The organism is Methanothermococcus thermolithotrophicus DSM 2095 (genome assembly GCF_000376965.1).
Classification (GTDB): domain Archaea; phylum AGJL01; class Methanococci; order Methanococcales; family Methanococcaceae; genus Methanothermococcus; species Methanothermococcus thermolithotrophicus.
Genome location: NZ_AQXV01000048.1, coordinates 36,780 through 58,684, shown reverse-complemented (window position 1 = coordinate 58,684; position 21,905 = coordinate 36,780). Strand labels below are relative to the sequence as shown.

The following is a 21,905-nucleotide window of genomic DNA, read 5'->3' as shown; positions in this document are numbered from 1 at the left end:
TAAAATAAGACCATAGTGGGATGGAAATAAAGTCCGAGCACAAGACAATAAAATATCATATCTAGGTTAAAATAAGACCATAGTGGGATGGAAATGACCAAAGTGCAATATATGCGTCTGGGAAATTGGCAAGTTAAAATAAGACCATAGTGGGATGGAAATCAGTAAAGAAGATTCCTACAAGGTTTTGAATGTAGATGTTAAAATAAGACCATAGTGGGATGGAAATTAACTTGACATGTCAAGCTTTTCTTCGTCATAAACCGTTAAAATAAGACCATAGTGGGATGGAAATCCTGTATCTTGCAACAGGACAGGGACACAAAAGGAGTTAAAATCAGACCATCAAATTCCGAAGGAATTTGAGTAGTAAATTAGATAAAATGCTTCGCATTGAATAAAATCACTTCGTGATTTTATAGCTCTTCCCGTTAAGGGTTTTGAAAATCTATGATTTTCATAACGCTCACTTCGTGAGCTCCGATTTTATTATTCGCTCACTTCGTAATCGAAACCGTTAGGTTTTTTACTAGTTCTTTTTTAATTTAAAGTATCAACATTACAAGGGTTATTAATATAATTTTTATAATAATCGATATAGTATAATTAATCATGGCTAATTTTAGACCGAATTTACCAAATAATGCAACATAGGTCCCTATGGAGTGTTTTAAATATATCATAGTCACCCCAATTATATTTCCAATTAACAGTGTTAATAATGCCTGTTTTTCATTTAACACTCCATTTTTTATTAATATATCCACAGTAGCATATCCTGCGGAGAAATGGGCAAAATTTGCAACTAAAACCATTACTGCTTCTCCCGGTAAATTTAGTATGCCAAATATTGGTGTAAATATCTCTTTTACAATATCCGTTAAACCAAAAGTCATTAGGCAATATATTAGTAATGTAAATATTACAATCATAGGAATTACTTTTTTTAGGAGCTCTACAGATTTCATAACACCTTTCGTAATAACTTCCCTATTGAATATAATTTTTTCATTGTTGTTGGTATTGATGTTTATTGGTTTCCTTTCAAAAAAGATATTTGAATATATAATTCCAATTGAAGCCATTAAAAATCCAGAAAACATATTAAAAAGCACATATATTGTACCTAATTTATATCCAAGGAGAACAATTGCAAGGGGTAGCTGCACCCTAAATATACTCTCTCCTAAAATTATTGGCAATGGACTTATTATTGTAGTAATTATTGTCTCTTTACTGTTTATTTTATTATCTTTGTAGAATTTAGCAAGCATCGATTTTCCAACTGTTGGATTTATAAAATTCCCCAATAACGCCACTACACACTCCTCAGGTAAATTTGAGATTAAACATAATGGTTTTGTTATTTTCTTAATTATGGACAATAGATTTGTTTCTTCAATGATTCCTGCAATAATAATCCCAACTGATGATAAAACGATTATTTGAGTTAAATAAGATAATATATCCAATGGTATCGCCCTTATGCCTTTTAGTAAATATAAATAACAATATAAGATTAATTTGCGAATAAAATTAACATTACAATTAGTTCCTCATTTTTTTAATCCTTTCCTTAACGGCCTGCCCAATTTGCATTATTTCCTCATTTTCCAGAGGATTTGGAATTACTCCTGTATCATTTTCATAAATCTTCCTGGCGAGCTCTCTATAAATAGATGAAATTTCACTGTCAGGAGCATATTCAATTACAGTTTTTCCTTCAATCTCACCCTCAGCAATCAGCATAGAATTTGGAATCTTACCTGTAATCTCAGTTCCTATTTTATTGGCCATTTCTTCAACTAAATCATAAGCATCTAATGAACCCCTGACATTGTAAATTAATCCTCCCAGCCTACTTCCTCCTTTTTTAGCAAATTCCTTCATGCCTCTGCATATATTATTTGCCGCATACATTGCCATGTAGTCGGAGGAAGTTACAACATAAATTTGCTTAGCCAATCCCATTCTTAAAGGCATGGCAAATCCTCCACAAACAACATCTCCAAGAACATCATAAAGAACTATATCCACGCCTAATTCTTCATATATATCCATTTTCTTTAACAAATCTATTGCTACAATGACACCCCTTCCAGCACATCCGTATCCTGGTTTTGGTCCTCCTGCCTCAATGCAGTATATGCCGTTATACCCTTTATGGATGATTTCATCCATTTCAATCTTTCTCCCCTCTATTGCATCTTCTAAACTGAGTTTTTCCATTCCTTTTTCCCTCAGCGTGTCCAATATTGTAGGAATCTCTTCCCCACCCCTTAAATTTGAAGTGCAGTCGTGTTTTGGGTCGCACCCGATTACCATTACCTTTTTTCCCTCATCTGCAAGTGCCGCCGCTATATTGCATACTGTTGTAGATTTACCAATTCCTCCTTTTCCATAAAATGCTATTTGTTTCACATTATCACCTTAATTCTTATTTTATATAATTATATTAATCTCATTATGATTAGTCCTTACAATCACAATGCCAGCATGTTTGGAATATATCAACAATATCTGCCCAATAGTTTGATAAACTTGGATTTCTCATTGAATACTCTATATTTCCCAATAACAAGTGTGATTTTGGTTCTTTGGAGACAATTTTATAGGTTTCCCTTGCTATATTTACAGAATTGTTGAAGCCCATTTTTGATATTTGCATCATCCGCCTCATATCGAATAATTTTATGCCGTTTCTTAAATATTCAAACATGTTATTTTCCATTCCGCCTACGCACAATTCAATACCATGTTCCTTCATAGCCTTTATTTCTTCCTCAGTAGTTGGATTTATCAATACTTCTGGAGCATATCCTTGATGATTTTCAATAAATCTTGTCATTGAATTGGATATGTGTTTAACAGCATCATCTTTCATCATTAAATTCATTCTTCTAGTTTTTAATATTAAAACAGGGCATTCCATTCCTACGTCTTCAATCAGTGTTTGCATTGCCCCTCCATGAACTGAAAATCCACTTGCTATTTTTTTACCTTTTAATTTTTTCCTATATTTTTCAAGTTTTTCATCTGCTTCTTTTTTTCTTTTTTCAATTACATCAGTATCCAAGTCCAGAGCTCCTGCAATAGCATACAAATATTTGGCAAACCCATTTAATGTCGTTAGTGAGTCTTCTATTTTTAGTCGTGGCGGCACAAGATATTTTGTCCCAAATTTCTTCTCGGCATATAATACCCAATCTGCTGGAAAATCTACCAAATTGAGCTCAGCTCTTGGAATGTTTTTTATATCTTCAACGGTGTTGTTGTTGAAATAAACTCCATTAACATGAGCTCCCATCTCTTCCAAAATATCTACAAATTCATCAACTGAATCTGTTCTATGGTATGAAAGTTTGCAAATATTCAGGCTTTTTTTGATTTTATCCTGTTCCTCCATTACCTGAGTGGCTAATGAATATAATGCACTTTGCATGCCAACGGGAGCTCTCTTTGCATTTCCTGTGTCGTATATAATCTTTGCATCAATCATATCCCTGACTTCATCCAATGTAATATCGTAATCCTCTCCAATTAAATCAGGGGCACATGTTGATATAATTAATATGAGCTCAGGATGATATTTTTTATTAACCTCCAAAACCTTTTCTACCAATTTCTCATGACCGCCATAGACTGTATCAACCTCTGTTAAATTTGTGCAAGGTAAATTGTAGGTTATCTCATAAGGTGCAAATGTGTTTATCTTCCTTTGGAATGCACAACCTACTGGTGAATGGAGTATTGGGACACATCCTTTTATTTGGTTTGCAATCCTTAAAGCTCCACAAACCTTCCCAGGAACACCGCTTTGCCTATGCAGTGGAAGGTTTGAGCAAATTCTTATTTTCTGTTCTTTATACTGCATATCGCCACCTATTATGCCTTTGTAATTTCATTTATAATTCTTTCAATAATTATAGGAGCTCCCCTAAATCCAGCAAGTGGAGTATTACTTAAAGATATTTCATCAACTACTGGATAGGAGAACCTTATTAATGGTATGTTTTTATTTTGTGCCATTTTCTTTTCATAACTGGAACCAAACAGTATCTCAATGTTATTTTCCATAATTTTATCTTCCAGCTCCTTTCTGTCGTCTATAACAATATTTTCCACGATATCCTTAATTTCCTTTATTTTGCTGTTGATATTGTAAAATTTTGAAACGCCCAAGGTATCAATGTCAAACCCTATCTCATCAGACAAAAATTTGGCAAATCCAAATGCCTTATAATCTCCAACTACTGCGGAGCTCATGCCGTAGAATCCTTTTAAATAGAACTGAACCTTTTCAACAGTTTTGATTATCCTCTTCTTTTCCTCTTCAACAAACTCAAAATCAACATTAACATGCTCATTTAGCGAGTTTAAAAATTCCAAGGTCCCATTTAAGCCATATGGATAATCAACAACAACATATGGGATGTCAAATTTCTTTTTCATTAATTCTGCCAATTTAATTCCATCTCCAAAGACGACATTTAATTCAGCATTTGGAGCATTCTTTATGGCATCAAAAGTATCGCAGGTTAAAATAGAATTTATATTAACTCCTGCATTACAGCAAATCCTCCTTATTTCTTCAATATCTTCCTTAGCCTTAAAATCATCGATTTTTATACCAATCAAATTTATTGAGTTTGGAATGGTTTCTTTTTGCTCCATAAATTGAACTAATGATTTTAATGCTTCATCATAACCTGAATATGCCAAACTGTGATATCCTGCTCCGCTAAAATAGATTATATCTTTATCAATTTCATCCTTTGCTAAATTAACAATGCTCTCTAAATCTTCTCCTAAAATACCTGATGAACAGCAATCCATAGCAACAATAAAATTTGGTTTAATGGTCTCATATACCTTTTTTATTGCCAATAAGCACTTGTTCTCCGCCCCATAAACCAAATCCCTTTGATGCATTCCAGAAACTGCAATTCTCCAATCGCTGTTATCTTGCAAAACTTCCAACATCATCACACCAGAATGGCATCCAGGTGGTGAGTGTAATATTGAATATCCGTCAAGTATTCCATTAAATGCCCTAATGGCTCCAATCATCCTACAACCCTGCAAAGGTTCCATTGAATCACCAAATGAATTTTTAGTTTATTAATATTTTAATGTAATTTAACATAAATTATTACATAATATTTATTATTTATTACTAATTATTTATTATCAAATATACATTTATATTATTCAACTATATATCGATAAAATCAAATAAAGAAAAATTAACAAGTTTTTTCGCAAACAATCATTAAATTTATCTTCTCGCAGTCCAAAGTTTCTACTTTAAATGTTAAATTGCATTCATTTGCTATCTCTTTGAATTTTTCCAAATCTATGCCGTTTGAAAAAGGGAGCTCCTTTGCAATTTCTTCGTTATAGTGGTGGTTGGCAACATTTCCTTCCTTCTTTTCACTTTCAATCAATATCAATTTACCTCCATTTTTTAGAAGTTTGGCCCATCCATTAATGGCTTTTTCTGGATTTGGGAGCGTCCATAGTATGTGCCTCTCCACAATAGCATCAAAAGAGTCATTCTCAAAAGGTAGATTTTCGGCATCCCCTAATTTGAATAAAATATCATATCCATTCTCTTCCGCCTTCTTTTTTGCTTTACTGAGCATTCCCTCAGATAAATCCACACCTATAACATCATGCCCTAATTCAGCTAAAATCAAGGATAAAAAACCTGTTCCACATCCGACATCAAGGATTTTCATTTTCCCTTTAAAAGTTTCAGATAAAACAGTTCTCCAAATATCTACAAAACCAGAATGACCGGGAGAATTATCATAGGAATCACTTCTAAAATCCCAGTATGTTTTAACTTCTTCCTTTACATTATTCACCATATTATCACAATTTATATTATTTGTTATTATGATATTTAGACTTAATAATATTCAATATTTATATTTTATGGGTGTATATTATTAACAAATTAAAACCTGACAAAAACAAAGGTCTCGACGAATCAGAAAAATTCATAATAAATCAAAAAATTGTAAAGAAAAGAAAATGAAATTCTATTTTAATGCAAGGACGATTTAATATAGTCAACAACTTCTTCAATTTTAATTCTCTTTTGCTCTCTTGAGTTTCTTTCTCTGAGCGTTACTGTATTGTCCTTCAGTGTGTCGCCATCAACGGTTATACAGAATGGTGTACCTATCTCATCCATTCTCATGTACCTTCTTCCTATAGCTCCGCTGTCATCATATTCAGCAATAATGCCGTTGTTTCTTAACATGTCCTTTATCTCTTTTGCAATCTCTGGCATACCTTGTTTATTTACCAGTGGAAAGACACCAACTTTTATAGGAGCTACGTGTGGTTTTAAATCTAGGTAGGTTCTATCTTCCTCTTCCTTAAATGAATGTTCAATTAAACAGTATGTTATCCTGTCTATACCATGGGATGGTTCTATAACGTGGGGCAATACTTTTTCCCCGCTTATTTTCTTTTTAACTTTGTTTATTTTTAAATAGTCGTTTAAAATTTCAAATTCTTTTTCACCTACTTTTAAAATATATTTTCCATCTTTATTTAATGAATTTACAAGTTCTTCCATTTCATCGTTTTCCATGTTTTTTAGGGCTTCTTCAATCAATTTTGCATCTTTTTTAAATATCCTACCAACAACTTTGTAGTTTAATTCAACTTCATAAACTTCAACTTCTTTTGGTTCGTCAAACTCTACAAATACTCTTAAATCAACACCGCTGTGGTTCATATGTGCCTTTAGATCGTAATCGGTTCTATCTGCAATTCCTATACACTCAATCCAACCAAATCTTTCTGTATATATTTCAGCATCCCAACAATCTATGGCATAGTGGGCCATTTCATTTGGTAGGTGCTGTCTAAACCTCAATTTTTTCTCGTCAATACCAATATCCAATAAAAACTTCTTAGCTACTGCTATGAAGTATGCTATTGTTTCATGTCTTATTATTCCCTTTTCAACAGCTTCTTTTAGTGTCATTTGAACTACTTTTTCTTCTGGTTTTAAGTTTTCATCCATCTGGGTTTTAGCAGGTAAAAGTGGGATTACTTCATTTTCTACGTACTTGAATTTTTCACAGTCCTTTATATTTGGATGAACAAAGTACTCTCCTTCTGCCTGGGTGAATTCCCTCAATCTGATAACTCCCTGCCTAGGTGAAATTTCGTTTCTATATGCCTTACCAATCTGGGCAACTCCAAATGGTAATTTGTTTCTAAAGAACTGGGATATTCTTCTAAACTGTATGAATATTCCTTGAGCTGTTTCAGGTCTCATGTATCCTGTTCTCTTTCCACCAGGACCTATTGATGTAACAAACATTAAATTATACTCTTTAACCTTGTCAAATTCTCCACCACATTTTGGACATTTAATCTCGTGTTCTTTTATTAACTCATCGAGCTCATGTAGTGTTTTTCCTTCTGTATCAATATCTACTTTTTCTTCTATTATGTGGTCTGCCCTAAAAGCTTCCAAACACTCTTTACATTCAATCATCGGATCTGTAAAGTTATCCACGTGTCCTGAAGCCTTTAATACTTCATACGGTGTTACAGTTGGACTGTCTATTTCGTAAAACTCTTCTTTAACAATATAGTGCTTTCTCCAGGTTTCAATAACGTTATTTTTTAATATTGCGCCTAAAGGACCATAATCAACAAAACCTGCGATACCACCATATACCTCAAAGGAGCTCCATAGATAACCTCTTCTCTTTGCCAAATCTATGATTTTATCGTATTTATCTTCGCTCATCTAATCACCGTTGAATATAATTTTAAACACATAATCTTCCATTACCTTATTTAAAGTAGTTAAAAAAGGATTGCATATATAATTTACTGAATATGAATTATGAATAAAAATAGATTATAAAAAGATATTTAATACTTCCAATATGTTTTATACGACAAATTCAATTTATAATATTGTTTTATTATTGATTATTGGGGTGCATATATGGGTAATATTAAATTTATGGGGGATTTAATAAAATCTTCATATTGGGGCTTATTGATTTTAATTGGTGCATTTATTCTTGATATTTTTGTAGATTATAATTATACTATTGGGATAATAAATAACATAATACGTTATAATCTTTTAGATTATGGATTAAATGAGTTAAATGATGGCTTAATAGATGTTGCCATAGCTATTTTTACTGTAAGTGGCATCTTTATTTCAATTACTACATTGATAATACAACATATTTCTGATAAACGGGGAACCGTAATAATGAAATTATTTCTTGAAGATGAAGTATTTTTAAAATTTTTAGCAGTAATTCTATATTTATCTATTATATTATTGCTTAGTGCCATTATGAAAGTATTTAATGTATATTTAGTTTTAGTTGTAATTTTCGGTATTTTACTAAGCGTATGTACTTTTCTTTCATATATTAAAAAAGTTTGTGAAATTGTTAATCCCTCAGAATCAATCTGCTATGTATTAGAAAAATTATCAAAAGAAGAACTTTCCAAAGATAATTGGAAAAATAAAATAATTAGAAAAATAAAAAACCTAACATATATGGAGAAATTAAAAAATTTATTGAAAAAAGAAATTAAAACTAATAATAACGGGAATAATGGCACTAATGGAAAGTCTAAGGATAAAAAGAAAATAGAAAAACCCGTGGAATATAATTCTTTATTCAGAGTATATAAAATAATAAAAAACCAATTAGAATCCGGTGATTTAGATACTGCGGAAAAGTGCATATCTTCATTAGGGGGATATTATGAGAAATTATTTAAAAAGTATGGTAATAATCCAAAGAATCAGGGGTATTTTATAGATTATACTTTTGTTATAAGGCGTATAATAAATGAATATACCAGTATATTAAATAAAAAAGAGTCAAAAGACCCATTATGGCATAAGGTTTATGAATCATCAATAGACGCATTATATAAAATTGCAGAAGTGAAAATAAATAATAACAACGACATTGATTTGGAACTGGAAATAATAGAAACAATTTATGAAAACGGTATGTCATTAAATGCTAAGAATGATGAAATTAAAAGATTTAAAATAATATTTACAGATAAAATAATCGAAACCATAGGAAAACTTTTTGAAAAATATACCATATCATTGTACACCTCAAACCACGATGTTTTTAAGACGATTTCATTTAAAATAATTTTCGAATATGAACGGTCTAAGGATAGTTGTTATTTATGGTTATTAGAAGAATTTCTTAAAAAAATATATAATCCATATGGAGAATATGGAACAGTAAAAAGAGCCATAAGAGACAATAGCTATCAGTTTATATTAATGAATATCAATGAATTAAAAGAAAAAATTGAAAGTTTAGATAAACCTTCATATACTCCATACCTAAAACTTCAAATTCAGATGATAAATACTTCATACAACCGCCTGAAATTGATAAAATTAATGATGAAATAAATAATATCTATAAAGTTATGTTGAAAGAATCATATACTTTAAATAAATATGATTGTTTTTTCTATGTCATAGATAAATTAAAGGAAATCAATAAACGCTATTTATTGGATTTAATAAATAAATTTTATATTCCGATTACTGATACAGAAAAAACAGATACGGGAATAAAAACAAATACTACTTTTAAAATCTCAGATGATGTGGATAAAAAAATCATAAATATATTGTGGTTGGCATATTGTGATACTAATATTACCAATATTTTAAAATATGAGCTCCTTATGACTTCATTAATAGGTTCAATTAATCTTGGTAAATTAATAGATTTAAATGATAGGTATTCAATAGATGAAATTCAAAAAGCAAAAAATGAATTAGAAAAAGAGTTATCCGAATATGTAAATAAAAATGAAAAAGATGAAATAGAAAGAGTTAAAGAAAATTTAAATAACATAATAAACAAACTGAAAGAAATTAAAAAATAAATAACTTAATTTTACCACAACACAGTATTATTTTTATCGATTCTATCGAGTAGATATATCATTAAAGATGATGCTATTAAATCTGCAGTGGTTCCTGGATTTAACTTATTTCCCTCTTTGGATAAAAATTTATCGAACTCGATTACCTTTTCCTGGTTAAAGTTTTCCAGAACTTCTTTAGCCATTTCTGAGACCATTTTTGAATTTTCAATTCCTTTTTTCCTAGAAATCAGTGTATCCGGATATTCGGAGAGTATTTTTAAAAATGTCTTTGTTATTGACAAATTTATGTTTTCAAACTCTTCGTAGTATTCTTTTAATAAATTGTAGCCTTTAAAGGATATTTGAAAATTATCGGTCCATTCCTTTGATATATTGTCCCATTCGGAAGATATCTTGAAAACATCGTAGAGTGTTAAATTCTTTTCAATTAATTCTTTTTTAGCATCTTCTGACGATACATCAGGACCTTCTTCTGGAGTGTTTAATCCACCAGCCATGGCTATGTTAATGGCATCATACACATTAATGGCGTCTTCTGTTGTGGTATTTGATACAATTTCCTTTAGTTCTTTCTTTAATTTATCTTCATTAAACTTCTCAAGCTTTCCAGATGCCATTGCAATAGGCATATGTAACATTACTATTCCAAGGTTTGCATTTGTTGGAGACCATTTTTTAGACTCTATGACCCCTTTTTTTATGTAGTATCCTGAATTTTTGCTATCCTTGGAAGCTTCATAAACAATATTTCCAAAACCTATTCCTGAGGCTATAAAGTGGTGGTACATTATATCTTTATAATCTCTGTTTCTGTGCACATTTCCAGGTTTAAAACTGCTCACTTCAAGACAGCAAGCAATTTGTGATGCTTTCATAATGTCGAATGAATCCATAATCTCACTTCCCGTTTAGGGTATTGAAAGTCTTTGATTTTCATAATGTTATTTTTTTAAGTTCTCTAAATGTTTTTTAAATTCCTCAAAAGCTCTTTTTCTATGTGATATTTCACTTTTTTCTTCGGCAGTCATTTCTGCAAAAGTTCTATCTTCCCCTTCAGGAATAAATATACTGTCATAGGCGAATCCAAATCCTTTACTTCTAATTTCCTCTGAGACTTTTCCCCTTACAATTCCCTTAAATAATTTAACTCCATTTTCATCGCAGTATCCAATAACAGTTTTAAAATAGGCATTTCTGTTTTCCTTACCTTCGAGAAGTTTTAAAATTCCTTCATTTCCTATGGTTTCTTGAACATATTTTGAATATGTACCTGGGAATCCATTGAGCTCTTCAACAAAAAAACCACTATCTTCAACTATTATCGGTTTTCCCACTGGATTTGAAAATCTATGATTTTCATAATTTATTTTCTCATAAACATATTTAGCTCCGAATTCTGAAACCTCTTCAAGTGTTCCTTGAATTTCTGGATAAGGGCATTTTATCTGCTCGATATTTATGCCATCTAAGTCTTTTAAAATGATATTGGCCTCTTTGATCTTGTTGGGGTTGCCTGTTGCAAAATAAATTGTTATATTTTCCATAAAATCACCTGAACGTAGTGAAGGTGAGCTATATCCACTGTAGCGAAGCTACAGGGAAGTTGAATAATCATAGATTATTCAACTAAATCCCGCAGGGATTTGTTCAATCACCTGAGTAACTCACATATATTCTAATAATAATTATGCAGTAGTAGTGAATAAGAATAATAGAATAAAAATAGTTATCTAAATACTTTAAATTGTTCCCCTATTTTAATATCCTCATCGAGTTAAAAACTGCAAGTAGTGCAACTCCAACATCTGCAAATATGGCCTCCCACATTGTGACCTGTCCAAGAGCTCCGAGTAGTACAAATGACAGTTTAACGATTAAAATTAAGATTATGTTTTCCATAACTATATTCTGTACCTTCTTTGATATTTTAATTCCTAAAGGTAGCTTCGAAGGTTTATCGTCCATTATAACTATATCTGCTGTTTCTATGGCAACGTCACTTCCCAGAGCTCCCATTGCAACACCTAAATCTGACCTTGCAATAACTGGGGCATCGTTTATTCCGTCTCCAACGAAAACAACGGTACCATTTTCTTTCTCTGCCCCAAGCTTTTCGATAATATTTACCTTATCCTCAGGTAGCAGTTCAGCGTAAAACTCATCTAAGCCGATTTTTTTTGCTATCTCTTCTGCAACATCCTTGCTGTCACCGGTAAGCATTACAATCTTTTTAACTCCAAGTTTTCTGAGCTCCTGTATGGTTTCTAAAGCATCTTTTTTTATCTCGTCGGATATTATTACGTAACCTGCATACTCTCCATCAACAACCACATGGACAACCGTACCTTTTACATGACAGGTGTCATGTTTGATGTTAAATTTATGCAAAAGCCTATCGTTTCCAACCATTATTTCTTTTCCATTAATTTTGGCTCTAACTCCATACCCTGGTATTTCCTCATGTTCTTTAATCTCGTTTTCATTAATTTCTTTTCCATAAGCCTCTTTTATTGCATTTGCTATTGGATGACTTGAATGAGCTTCAGCCAATGCCATAAACTTTAAGATTTCATCTTTGTTAAAGCTGTTCTTTGCGACTATCTGTACCGTTTTAAATACTCCTTTTGTTAAAGTCCCTGTTTTATCAAATGCCACAATTCTAGCTTTGCTTAGTGCATCGAGAAAGTTTGAACCTTTGACGAGTATTCCCTCTTTGGCAGACTTTCCAATTCCTCCGAAGTAGCCTAAAGGAATTGAAAGCACCAATGCACATGGACAGGATATAACCAATAGTACCAATGCCCTATATACCCAATTGGATAAAGGTTCTCCAAAAACCAGGGGTGGGATTGTGGCTATGAGTACTGCTAAACCTACGACTATTGGAGTATAGTATCTGGAAAATCTGGTAATAAAACGCTCTGTTTTTGCTTTTCTTGCACTTGCGTTCTCAACTAGTTCAAAGATTCTTGAAATTGTCGATTCTTTGAGCTCCTTTGTAACCTTAACTGTTAAAAGACCATTTAAGTTTAATATTCCTGATAGGAGCTCATCTCCTTCTTTGACTACCCTAGGTATACTTTCACCAGTTAGTGCTGAAGAGTCAACAGTTGATGAACCTTCAATCACCAATCCGTCCAATGGTACCCGTTCTCCAGGTTTTACTAAGATTAGATCACCAACTTTAACATCCTCAGGTTTAACTTTAATTGTCTTATCTCCAATCTTTAAGTTTGCGTAGTCTGCCTTTAATGCTAACAACCCTTTAATTGATTTTCTAGAACGATTTATTGATAAGTTCTGGAAGAACTCACCCACCATATAGAAGAGCATAACACCTACGGCTTCAGGATATTCTCCAATAGCAAAGGCTCCTAAAGTGGCTATTGTCATAAGAAAGTTCTCATCAAAGACATTTCCGTGGATGGAGTTTACAACAGCGTTCCTTAGAACTTTCCACCCTACTAACATATAGCCTACGACAAATATTCCAAATACAAAAATATTGTCGTAGTTGTAGTAGTACCTAAGTAGTACCCCAATTACAAAAAGAATTAACGATGGAACTATGAAGTAAAGCATTTTCTTTGGATCTTCACCGTGATCATGGCAGTCATGGTGATGTTCTTCTTTTTCTATTACTTCAACCCCTGAATCAACTTTCTTCACTATATTTTTGGCTTTTTCTATATCCCCTTCAATGGTGAGCTCACCGGTAGCGAAGTTAACTGATGCAGACTCAAACCCCTCTTTTTTTAAGGCATTTTCAATCTTATATGCACAGTTTGCACAATCTAAACCTTTCAATTTAAGTTTTTTTGACATTTTACTCACCTAAATGTTCTAGTGCAACTTTTAAGATCTCCTTAAGGTGTTCATCCTCCAAACGATAGAATACATTTTTTCCATCCCTTCTATAATTGACAATTTTTCTGTCCTTCAAAACCCTGGGCTGATGTGAAATTGCCGAAACCGAGAGTCCGGTAATATTCGATAGGTCACAGGTGCAAAGTTCCTCTTCTTTAAGGGCAAGTAAAATTTTAAGTCTTGTTGGATCCCCAAATGCATCAAAGAAGTTTGAAAGTTCTTTAATTGTGTCGTTTTCTGGAAGATTTTTATTTACTTTTTTTATTTTTTCCCTATGTTCTTTGTAAACTTCACAAATATAAGACATTATATCACCAGTTCAATTGAACATTTGTTCAAATGTTATTTATAATTATTGTATATTTTTAACATGCAAATAAAGTATAAAAATAATCACACACTACACTCGAAAATTCGAATATTGATAACAATTAAAATTATGTAATGTGTTAAATAGTATTGAATAGTACCTGTTAGATATTGAATAGCTGTCTCCCGACATTAACACTGATCCTTCATTCTAAGCATACGCCACGTCAGGTAGCTAACCCATGTCGAGAGTGTAATAAAATTGTACCTCCAATTTCGAACCCTCTATCACAGCAAGGTAATCCACAGGCTTCATGTAGGTCGGTTTATTGGAGGCGTATATAGTTATATTACATTACCTATTTATATTTATATCTTATTTTATTATTTAACCGTGTTATTGATATTAACCATAATAAGACAAACGTAAAATATCAAAATAAATGTAAAAATAGTTGGTGATAGGATGTTGTATGTTGTAGGCCATAAAAACCCAGATACAGATAGTGTTTGTTCAGCAATAGTTTTAGCTCACTTTTTAGATGGTTACCCAGCAAGACAGGGGGACTTAAACCCTGAAACTGAATTTGTATTAAAGAAGTTCGGATTAATGGAGCCTGAATTAATAACCTCTGCAGAAGGAAAGGATATTTTTTTAGTAGATCATGCTGAAAAAACCCAAGCTTTGGATGACTTAGACAATGGAAAATTAATTGGAATAATTGACCACCACAAAATAAATATTTCCACATCCGAACCTATACTGTACTTGGCAAAACCTGTTGGGTGTACGGCAACAATTATTGCAGAACTTTACTTTAAAGGAATTATGGATTACATCGGTGGAAAAAACAAAGAATTAAAACCTGATTTAGCAGGATTGTTACTTTCAGCAATTTTATCCGATACTGTACTCTTTAAGTCAGTTACTACAACAGAGCTCGATAAGGAAATGGCCCAAAAATTAGCAGAAATTGCAGGAATCGACAACATAGAAGAATATGGAATGGAAATGCTTAAGGCAAAATCCACTGTAGGAAAAATGAAACCTGAAGAAATAGTTTCAATAGATTACAAAGATTTCGATTTAAATGGAAACAAGGTAGGAATTGGGCAGGTTGAAGTTATTGATACAGCTGAAGTAGAAAATAAAAAAGATGACATATACAAAGTCATAGAAGAAAAATTAAAGAACGAAGGTTATGATCTCATACTCTTCTTAATAACTGATATAATGAAGGAAGGCAGTGAAGTTTTAGTTGCAGGTAACAAAGAAGCATTTGAAAATGCATTTAATGTAAAGCTTGAAGGAAATAGTGTATTCTTAGACGGAGTAATGTCAAGAAAAAAACAGGTAGTTCCGCCTCTTGAAACATACTACAATCAATAGGTATTTTAAATAAAATAACATACTCTTTTTTATTTTATTGATTTAATGAATATTACGATCATTTACGAAATAACGACATTAAACTATATATTATAAAATTTTTATAAATAAGAACAATGCCTAAAAGATTTTTTAAAAGTTATATATCCTAATTTATTTAAAGTTAAATAGCAATTGGTAATAAACACACCATATCTGGGGATGAGCTCTATGCACTACTCAATAATAAAACCGATTTTAAAAGAAGAGAAAATATTAATCGATAAAGGATCCTTAAAAACAAAAAGAAAGTTTGCTTTTTTATTGGAAAAGGGGGATAAAATATTGGTTGACGATACTTTTTATGCAAATGATGAAGTTGATATTGTTTTAGATTATTCAACAACCGATAGTAAGAGACCAAAGGAAACTATTACAATATATACAATTAATGATATATCAAGGGAATAATGATATGCAACAATATCAATGATACTGAATTATGTGAAAAAATAACAAATAATAGGTGTTTTATATGGATTTAGATGGAAAGGTTGCCATATTGCATACTGTAGGTGGTTCGATATGCGGATTACTTACAAACTATGTTTACCTGTCTGGATTAGGATTTTTTAGTGGTTTAGCTGCCTTGTTATTTATGATATTTAGCTTGTTAATAACTGGACACATAACTGCACTTATATTTGGTAGAGATAGTATGGATGGAAAACAATGGCTTGGAAGTGGTGTAGTTCCATTTTTCTTTACTTGGGTTGTTTTCTGGGTTTTAAAGTACAATGGGGCTTTTTAACCTTTTAAAAGAGCTTTTGATAGGAGAGAGTGTTTATATTTATTAATTAAAAAGGAGGTATAATATGAATTCAAAAGCATTATTCGATGAGGCAAAAAAATACTTAGTTGGTGGTGTAAACAGTCCTGTTAGGTATTTTAAACCTTATCCATTTTTTGTTGAAAAAGCTAAGGACAGTTATATTTACGATGTAGATGGGAATAAATACATAGATTACTGCCTTGCCTATGGTCCAATGGTTCTTGGTCATGCAAACGAGAATATATCAAATGCAGTAAAAGAACAACTTGAATTGGGAACTGCCTACGGAGCTCCAACAGAGAAGGAGATAACTTTAGCCAAAGAAGTTATAAAGAGAATCCCATGTGCTGAGATGGTTAGATTTGTAAATTCTGGAACTGAAGCTACCATGAGCGCTATAAGGCTTGCAAGGGGGGTTACAGGCAAAAAGAAAATAATAAAATTTGATGGTGCATACCACGGTGCCCATGACTACGTACTTGTAAAAAGTGGAAGCGGAGCTCTAACACATGGAACCCCTAATTCACCAGGTATACCTGAAGAAACAACTAAAAATACAATACTGGTTCCATTTAATGACGAAGATGCAATAAAAAAAGCCATAGCAGAAAACAAAGATGAAATAGCCTGTTTAATTGTGGAGCCAGTAATGGGCAATGTTGGCTGTATTTTACCTAAAGACGATTATTTGAAATTTTTAAGAGAAATAACTGAAGAAAACGATATAGTATTAATATTTGACGAAGTTATAACTGGTTTTAGACTTTCAAAAGGTGGTGCTCAAGAATACTTTGGTGTAACTCCTGATTTAGCTACCCTTGGTAAAATATTGGGGGGCGGATTCCCAATAGGAGCTATAGTTGGTAAGAAGGAGCTTATGGAAAACTTTTCACCTGCTGGACCAGTATATCAGGCAGGAACATTTAACGGAAATCCAATATCAATAACCGCAGGGCTTGAAACTCTTAAAAACCTTGATGACAGCTTCTATAAAGAAAATTCAAAAAAAGCCAAAGTAATAGCTGATTTCCTAAGGGAAACTGCTGAAAAGTTCAATATTCCTGCAAAAGTTTACAACATATCTTCAATGTTCCAGATATACTTCAATGAGAACGAAGTTTTAGATTATGAAATTGCAAAAAAGAGCGATACAGAAAGATTTATGAAGTACTTCTATGGACTACTTGAGAATGGAGTGTTTATACCACCTTCACAGTTCGAATGCTGCTTTACATCAATAAAACACAGCGATGAAGATATAAATAATACGTTAAATGCTATAGAAGAGAGCTTTAAAAAATTATAAGTTAAAATTATCTTTTTTTATTTTATCTTATTTTTATTAGATTTTAAATAATCTCGGTTTTTTCCAGTATTTCTCGTGCCTGTTCTTTTGTTAGTCCGTTTCTCAATATAGTATGTCTATCCCTTATTTTATGGGCAATAGATAGAGCTTCTATTAAAATATCTTCATCAATTCCAAGACCTTTTTTATCAATCGGAGCTCCAACTTTTTCAAGGGAATTTTTTATCTTTTCCATGGTTTCAAACTTCAACATGTCTTCCTGATTATGCAAATATGAAACTGCAATTGTTCCAATACCACACTGTTCTCCATGCAGGGAATTCGTTTTTAAATCATATTCTTTCTTTAGATGGTCTAAGGCATGAGAAAATAGGTGTTCACTTCCAGAAGCTGGTCTAGAGGAATGAGCTATTGATATGGTTATTCCACTGGCTATCAATGCCTTAACTAACTTTTTTGGGTACTCGTCAAGATTTGAGTTTAGGACGTAGTCTATTAGCTCCATTGCAATTGTTTTTGAGAATATCCCTGAACTATCGCTGTATTTTTCTCCAGTTTCCTTATGGGCCAGTTTCCAATCTAAAACTGCCGTAATGTTGGATACAATATCTCCCATCCCTGCACTTAGGAGTTTTTTAGGAGATTTTTTTATGATATCTACATCTGCAATTATGGCGATTGGACTCTCTGCCATAAACGAAGGCTGTTTTATGGAGACAATTGGGGATGCAATACCATCGTTTGATGCAGTAGTTGGAACGCTTATAAATGGTTTTTCTATGTGGTAGGAGATAAATTTTCCAATATCAAGTGATTTTCCCCCACCTATTCCTATTATAGAATCGTATTCTTTGGCGTTTTTTACAATAGAGTCCAGATCGTTAAGATCTATTTCATCGTAGTATAGGTATTCAAAACCTATATTGTATTTTTTGGTTTTTTTTCCAGTTATTACAAGTGGTTTTTTTAGATTAAGTTTGGAAAGTATTGTGAAGATTTTATCTGTCGCCTTCTCTTCAATTAGTACGTATCTTGGAATTACTATCATTTTTTCACTTAGTTGTAAATTTAAATGATATACTCTGTTGGATCTTCAATTTCTGCATTTTGGAATGCCCTTTTTCTTCTCATACAGCTTTCACATGATCCACAGTGTAAGAAATCTTTTCCATTGTCTTTATAGCAAGAATAACTGTATTTTAGGATTTCCAGTTTCAATTCATCTTCGAGTTTTTTTCCAAGCTTAACTATTTCAGTTTTATCGTAGTCATAAAGCGGAGCTTCCATTTTAACCTTATTCAAAGTTCCGTACTCTAAGCTTTTATTAAATATATCTATGAATTCTTTAGTATTGTCTGGAAATGTTACTCCTTCTTCTTTGTTTAATCCTGTAAAGATTTTTTTAGCTCCAACAGATTCTGCAAACCCTGAGGCAATCGAAAACATAATCATATTTCTTGCAGGAACCCATACGGCCTTCATGGTTTCAACAGTTTTTTCACTATCATCCAAGTCTTCAAAACTTAGTTCTGGGATATTTCCAGTGGTTAGTCCGCTTTTACTGAATTCCTTCACAAACGATAACTCAATAACCTTATGTTCTGCACTTAAAACTTCAGAAATTTTTTTTGCAGAATTTATTTCTTTTTCCACGGCCTGCTGTCCGTAGTTGAATGTAATCGTGTATAGTTCATAACCTTTACTTTTAGCCACTAAAGCAGCGACAGTTGAATCCAATCCCCCACTTAAAACACAAACCGCTTTCATAAAAACACCTTTAATTTTTCCATTTGTATTTCTATTCCTAATTATGTATATTTAAATATATATTAAAGTTTTTTACTATTGAATAATTTAAAGAAGAGAGGTTTAAAATATTTAACTGCCGAAAATAGAAGTACACGATATAAATTGACGTAAGTAAAAACTTCAAAACTAAAAAATAAACTAAAAATATTAGATTCTAGGTATGTTACTCCTTCTATCTACTAACTCACGTTGTTTTGCTTTGTTCCAGTTTGAAACATTTTGAAGATAACCTGTTATTCTGCTAAATCTTTCTACATTTTCACTTCCACAGCTTATACATTTGTCTCTTAATCCGCTCATTCCCATATTGCAGTTTTCACAGATACTTAAATTCTTTGTGTAGGTCCAGAAACCGATATTTGTTTTTGTTATCTTTTTAGTAATATCCATTAATACTTCAGGATTAGCGTAGGCTTCTGTATTCCAGAAGTGCCCAATATGCCCACCATTACATAGTGGGTGGAATTTTTCTTCAACTTTTATTTTGTCTCCTAAGGATACTGGCGCATTAACTCTAACGTGTGAAGAGTTGGTGTAATATAAACTTCCAATATCGTTTAAATCCCCATTTATAACTGAGCGTGTTTCTTCCTTGTAGTATTTGTAATCCAATCTAGCAAATCTTCCTGCAGTACTTTCTGCAGGAGTTTGAGTGACAGTCCATCTTAAACCAGTCTCTTTTTTCAAATCATCTGCATATTTTCTTATGAATTCTATAACCTTCTCTCCAAATTCTAAAGCATCTTTTGAGGCGTGCAATTCTTCGCCAAGGTGGTATTTAAGTAGTTCATTCAACCCTACAAATCCAAATGTCTTAGTTGTATTGTCAAATCTATAGTATTGGTCTTCACCGAATTTTTGAGTTAGGAATGGTAATACCCTATCTTTATGTAGTCTTTCAAGTGTAATCTCGTGTTTGATGGTTAAAGCCTGCCTTATAACATCCAATTTCTCCCCTAGGATCTCAAATAATTTATCATCGTCACCATTAGCTTCATAAGCTATTCTTGGAAGGTTGAGGGTGTACCATTGCATGTTCCCTGTTCTTAAGGTGCCTTCTTCAGGGTTTTTCCAATCTCCACTTAACCTTGTTCTACAACCCATGGCGTTGGTGTTACCCTCTTGGTAGTCTGCCATCATATTGATGAAGTATGGGAGCCCCCATTTGGCACTTAATTCATGAATCTTGAATATCAAATCTTTGTTTTCATTTTTAAATGCGTTGTCCCTTAATTTGAATATAACGTTAGGGAACAAAAACGGTTTTCCTATTGCATCCCCTTCCATTAAAACATCAACTAATGCTTCAGCAATCATTTTGGCTTCATCTTCGTATTCCTCGTAGGTTCCAACAACTTGACCGGCTTTTATGGCAGGTTTGCCTTTTAAGTACTCAGGAATTTCTAGTTCTAAGTTTATACTACTAAATACGGTTTGACCTCCACGGGCCACGTACATTTGGTTCATTTCATAGATGAACATTTGCATTAACTGTATAACTCTTTCATAACTCAATCCTTTCACATATGGGGCCAGCCAAATGTTAAATTCATCAATACTTTGTCCACCACTCATTTCACACTGTGCAGCACTCAATACCTTAGCGGCGTGTTGTATGGCTACTTCAGCGTGTTTTGCAGGTTTTGAAACACTTGTATGTCTCCCGGTTCCATCGACTTTAAGCCCATACATAAAGAAGTTTCTTAAATCGTGCTGGCAGCATACTGGTCTTATCGCAGAGTATTCTAAATCGTGTAAGTGAATGTCCCCCCTCATGTGAGCATCTGCTATAAATCTTGGGAAAATTTCTAACAGTGCAAACTGCTTCATTGTTTCGTCAGCTACCCACTTATGAATACTTTCAGGATTGTGCATTAGGTTTGCATTCTCCCTTGTACCTTTTTTGATTAATTTAAAAATATCATAAACAGGAATCCCCAATCTAGTGTGTTTGTGTCTTAATTCTTCCAAACCGAATTCAATAAGTTTAGCGTTTACAACTTCCCTAATCATCGGAGCTGTGAGGTATTTAACGCCCAATTTTTTTATCTCTTTTTCCACTTCATCTGCTATTTTGTTAGCTGTTTTTTCATCTGCCCCGGCTTCTTGAACTAAAGCGTGAACTATCTTTTCTTTGTTAAATGGTTCAAATTCTTTTTCTGAGGTTCTTATTTTTAAACAGTTCTCGGATCTGTAGTTATTTGCATAATTTTTCCCGGTTTTTTTATCGAATTCCTTTAGTGTTTCATATACGATGTCCTTTAAATCGTCTGTTGAAATTCCCTCGTAAATCTTACTGGATATTTGGTCAACTATTGGATCTAAGTATTCATAATCAACCCCGGAGTTTAAAAGAGATTTTACAAGTTTGGTTATATTGAATTTTTCACCTCTTCCGTTTCTTTTAACTACACTAACTTTAAAATTGTCGTATTTTGTGTTAGTTGCCATTTAACCACCTTCGCAAAATA

At 32.5% G+C, this 21,905-nt stretch carries 19 protein-coding genes; 6 read left to right on the top strand and 13 right to left on the bottom strand.

All coding sequences use genetic code 11. From position 1 onward, the window contains the following. Positions 1-545: 545 nt before the first annotated feature. The 6 genes from F555_RS0105055 to glyS form a co-directional block, all read right to left on the bottom strand. Complete coding sequence (locus F555_RS0105055; RefSeq protein WP_018154133.1) at positions 546-1,472, bottom strand: nucleoside recognition domain-containing protein; 927 nt, start codon at positions 1,470-1,472, stop codon at positions 546-548. 76 nt (positions 1,473-1,548) lie between these two features. Continuing rightward, a complete protein-coding gene (gene nifH / locus F555_RS0105050; RefSeq protein WP_018154132.1) occupies positions 1,549-2,421 on the bottom strand; it encodes a nitrogenase iron protein in 873 nt (290 codons plus the stop codon). A gap of 49 nt (positions 2,422-2,470) precedes the next feature. Then, positions 2,471-3,874 carry a nitrogenase component 1 gene (locus F555_RS0105045; protein WP_018154131.1) on the bottom strand — a complete coding sequence of 468 codons (1,404 nt, stop codon included), beginning with the start codon at positions 3,872-3,874 and terminating at the stop codon, positions 2,471-2,473. A gap of 11 nt (positions 3,875-3,885) precedes the next feature. Further along, positions 3,886-5,094 (bottom strand): nitrogenase component 1, encoded by a 1,209-nt coding sequence (locus F555_RS0105040; protein WP_018154130.1) that lies wholly within the window; start codon positions 5,092-5,094, stop codon positions 3,886-3,888. Positions 5,095-5,246: 152 nt separating this feature from the next. Continuing rightward, entirely contained in the window at positions 5,247-5,873 is a 627-nt protein-coding gene (locus F555_RS0105035; RefSeq protein WP_018154129.1) for a class I SAM-dependent methyltransferase, read from the bottom strand. A gap of 179 nt (positions 5,874-6,052) precedes the next feature. Continuing rightward, positions 6,053-7,783, bottom strand: a complete 1,731-nt coding sequence (gene glyS, locus F555_RS0105030) for a glycine--tRNA ligase (protein ID WP_018154128.1) — start codon at positions 7,781-7,783, stop codon at positions 6,053-6,055. 204 nt (positions 7,784-7,987) lie between these two features. On the opposite strand from glyS, the gene F555_RS0105025 reads away from it, so the two are divergent. Together F555_RS0105025 and F555_RS0105020 are read left to right on the top strand one after the other, a co-directional pair. Continuing rightward, on the top strand, positions 7,988-9,454 hold the full coding sequence (locus F555_RS0105025) for a hypothetical protein (protein ID WP_018154127.1): 1,467 nt from the start codon (positions 7,988-7,990) through the stop codon (positions 9,452-9,454). A 17-nt stretch (positions 9,455-9,471) separates the two neighbouring features. Then, a complete protein-coding gene (locus tag F555_RS0105020) occupies positions 9,472-9,939 on the top strand; it encodes a hypothetical protein (RefSeq protein ID WP_018154126.1) in 468 nt (155 codons plus the stop codon). 11 nt (positions 9,940-9,950) lie between these two features. Here F555_RS0105020 and F555_RS0105015 read toward each other — a convergent pair whose 3' ends face one another. The 4 genes from F555_RS0105015 to F555_RS0105000 all read right to left on the bottom strand — a co-directional run bounded on the left by F555_RS0105015 (position 9,951) and on the right by F555_RS0105000 (position 14,116). Further along, the gene (locus F555_RS0105015) at positions 9,951-10,835 is read right to left on the bottom strand and encodes a triphosphoribosyl-dephospho-CoA synthase (protein ID WP_018154125.1); all 885 of its coding nucleotides are present in this window, start codon (positions 10,833-10,835) and stop codon (positions 9,951-9,953) included. 48 nt (positions 10,836-10,883) lie between these two features. After that, positions 10,884-11,486 carry an XTP/dITP diphosphatase gene (locus F555_RS0105010; RefSeq protein WP_018154124.1) on the bottom strand — a complete coding sequence of 201 codons (603 nt, stop codon included), beginning with the start codon at positions 11,484-11,486 and terminating at the stop codon, positions 10,884-10,886. A gap of 208 nt (positions 11,487-11,694) precedes the next feature. Beyond that, positions 11,695-13,767: a heavy metal translocating P-type ATPase gene (locus F555_RS0105005; RefSeq protein WP_018154123.1), complete on the bottom strand. Its 2,073-nt coding sequence runs from the start codon at positions 13,765-13,767 to the stop codon at positions 11,695-11,697. A 1-nt stretch (position 13,768) separates the two neighbouring features. Then, positions 13,769-14,116: an ArsR/SmtB family transcription factor gene (locus F555_RS0105000; protein WP_018154122.1), complete on the bottom strand. Its 348-nt coding sequence runs from the start codon at positions 14,114-14,116 to the stop codon at positions 13,769-13,771. A gap of 468 nt (positions 14,117-14,584) precedes the next feature. Between F555_RS0105000 and F555_RS0104995 the strand changes: the two genes are divergently transcribed. The 4 genes from F555_RS0104995 (at position 14,585) to hemL (ending at position 17,625) form a co-directional block, all read left to right on the top strand. Then, positions 14,585-15,508 carry a manganese-dependent inorganic pyrophosphatase gene (locus F555_RS0104995; RefSeq protein ID WP_018154121.1) on the top strand — a complete coding sequence of 308 codons (924 nt, stop codon included), beginning with the start codon at positions 14,585-14,587 and terminating at the stop codon, positions 15,506-15,508. Positions 15,509-15,718: 210 nt separating this feature from the next. Then, the gene (locus tag F555_RS0104990) at positions 15,719-15,958 is read left to right on the top strand and encodes a hypothetical protein (protein ID WP_018154120.1); all 240 of its coding nucleotides are present in this window, start codon (positions 15,719-15,721) and stop codon (positions 15,956-15,958) included. A 64-nt stretch (positions 15,959-16,022) separates the two neighbouring features. After that, entirely contained in the window at positions 16,023-16,298 is a 276-nt protein-coding gene (locus tag F555_RS0104985) for an EMC6-like membrane protein (protein ID WP_018154119.1), read from the top strand. A 64-nt stretch (positions 16,299-16,362) separates the two neighbouring features. Continuing rightward, positions 16,363-17,625: a glutamate-1-semialdehyde 2,1-aminomutase gene (gene hemL, locus F555_RS0104980; protein ID WP_018154118.1), complete on the top strand. Its 1,263-nt coding sequence runs from the start codon at positions 16,363-16,365 to the stop codon at positions 17,623-17,625. Positions 17,626-17,668: 43 nt separating this feature from the next. On the opposite strand, the gene F555_RS0104975 is transcribed toward hemL, so the two are convergent. From F555_RS0104975 to nrdD, 3 genes are all read right to left on the bottom strand, one after another. After that, entirely contained in the window at positions 17,669-18,673 is a 1,005-nt protein-coding gene (locus F555_RS0104975) for an iron-containing alcohol dehydrogenase (RefSeq protein ID WP_018154117.1), read from the bottom strand. A gap of 20 nt (positions 18,674-18,693) precedes the next feature. Further along, the gene (gene queC, locus F555_RS0104970; RefSeq protein WP_018154116.1) at positions 18,694-19,392 is read right to left on the bottom strand and encodes a 7-cyano-7-deazaguanine synthase QueC; all 699 of its coding nucleotides are present in this window, start codon (positions 19,390-19,392) and stop codon (positions 18,694-18,696) included. A 189-nt stretch (positions 19,393-19,581) separates the two neighbouring features. Then, positions 19,582-21,885 (bottom strand): anaerobic ribonucleoside-triphosphate reductase, encoded by a 2,304-nt coding sequence (gene nrdD / locus F555_RS0104965; RefSeq protein WP_018154115.1) that lies wholly within the window; start codon positions 21,883-21,885, stop codon positions 19,582-19,584. Positions 21,886-21,905 lie beyond the last annotated feature (20 nt).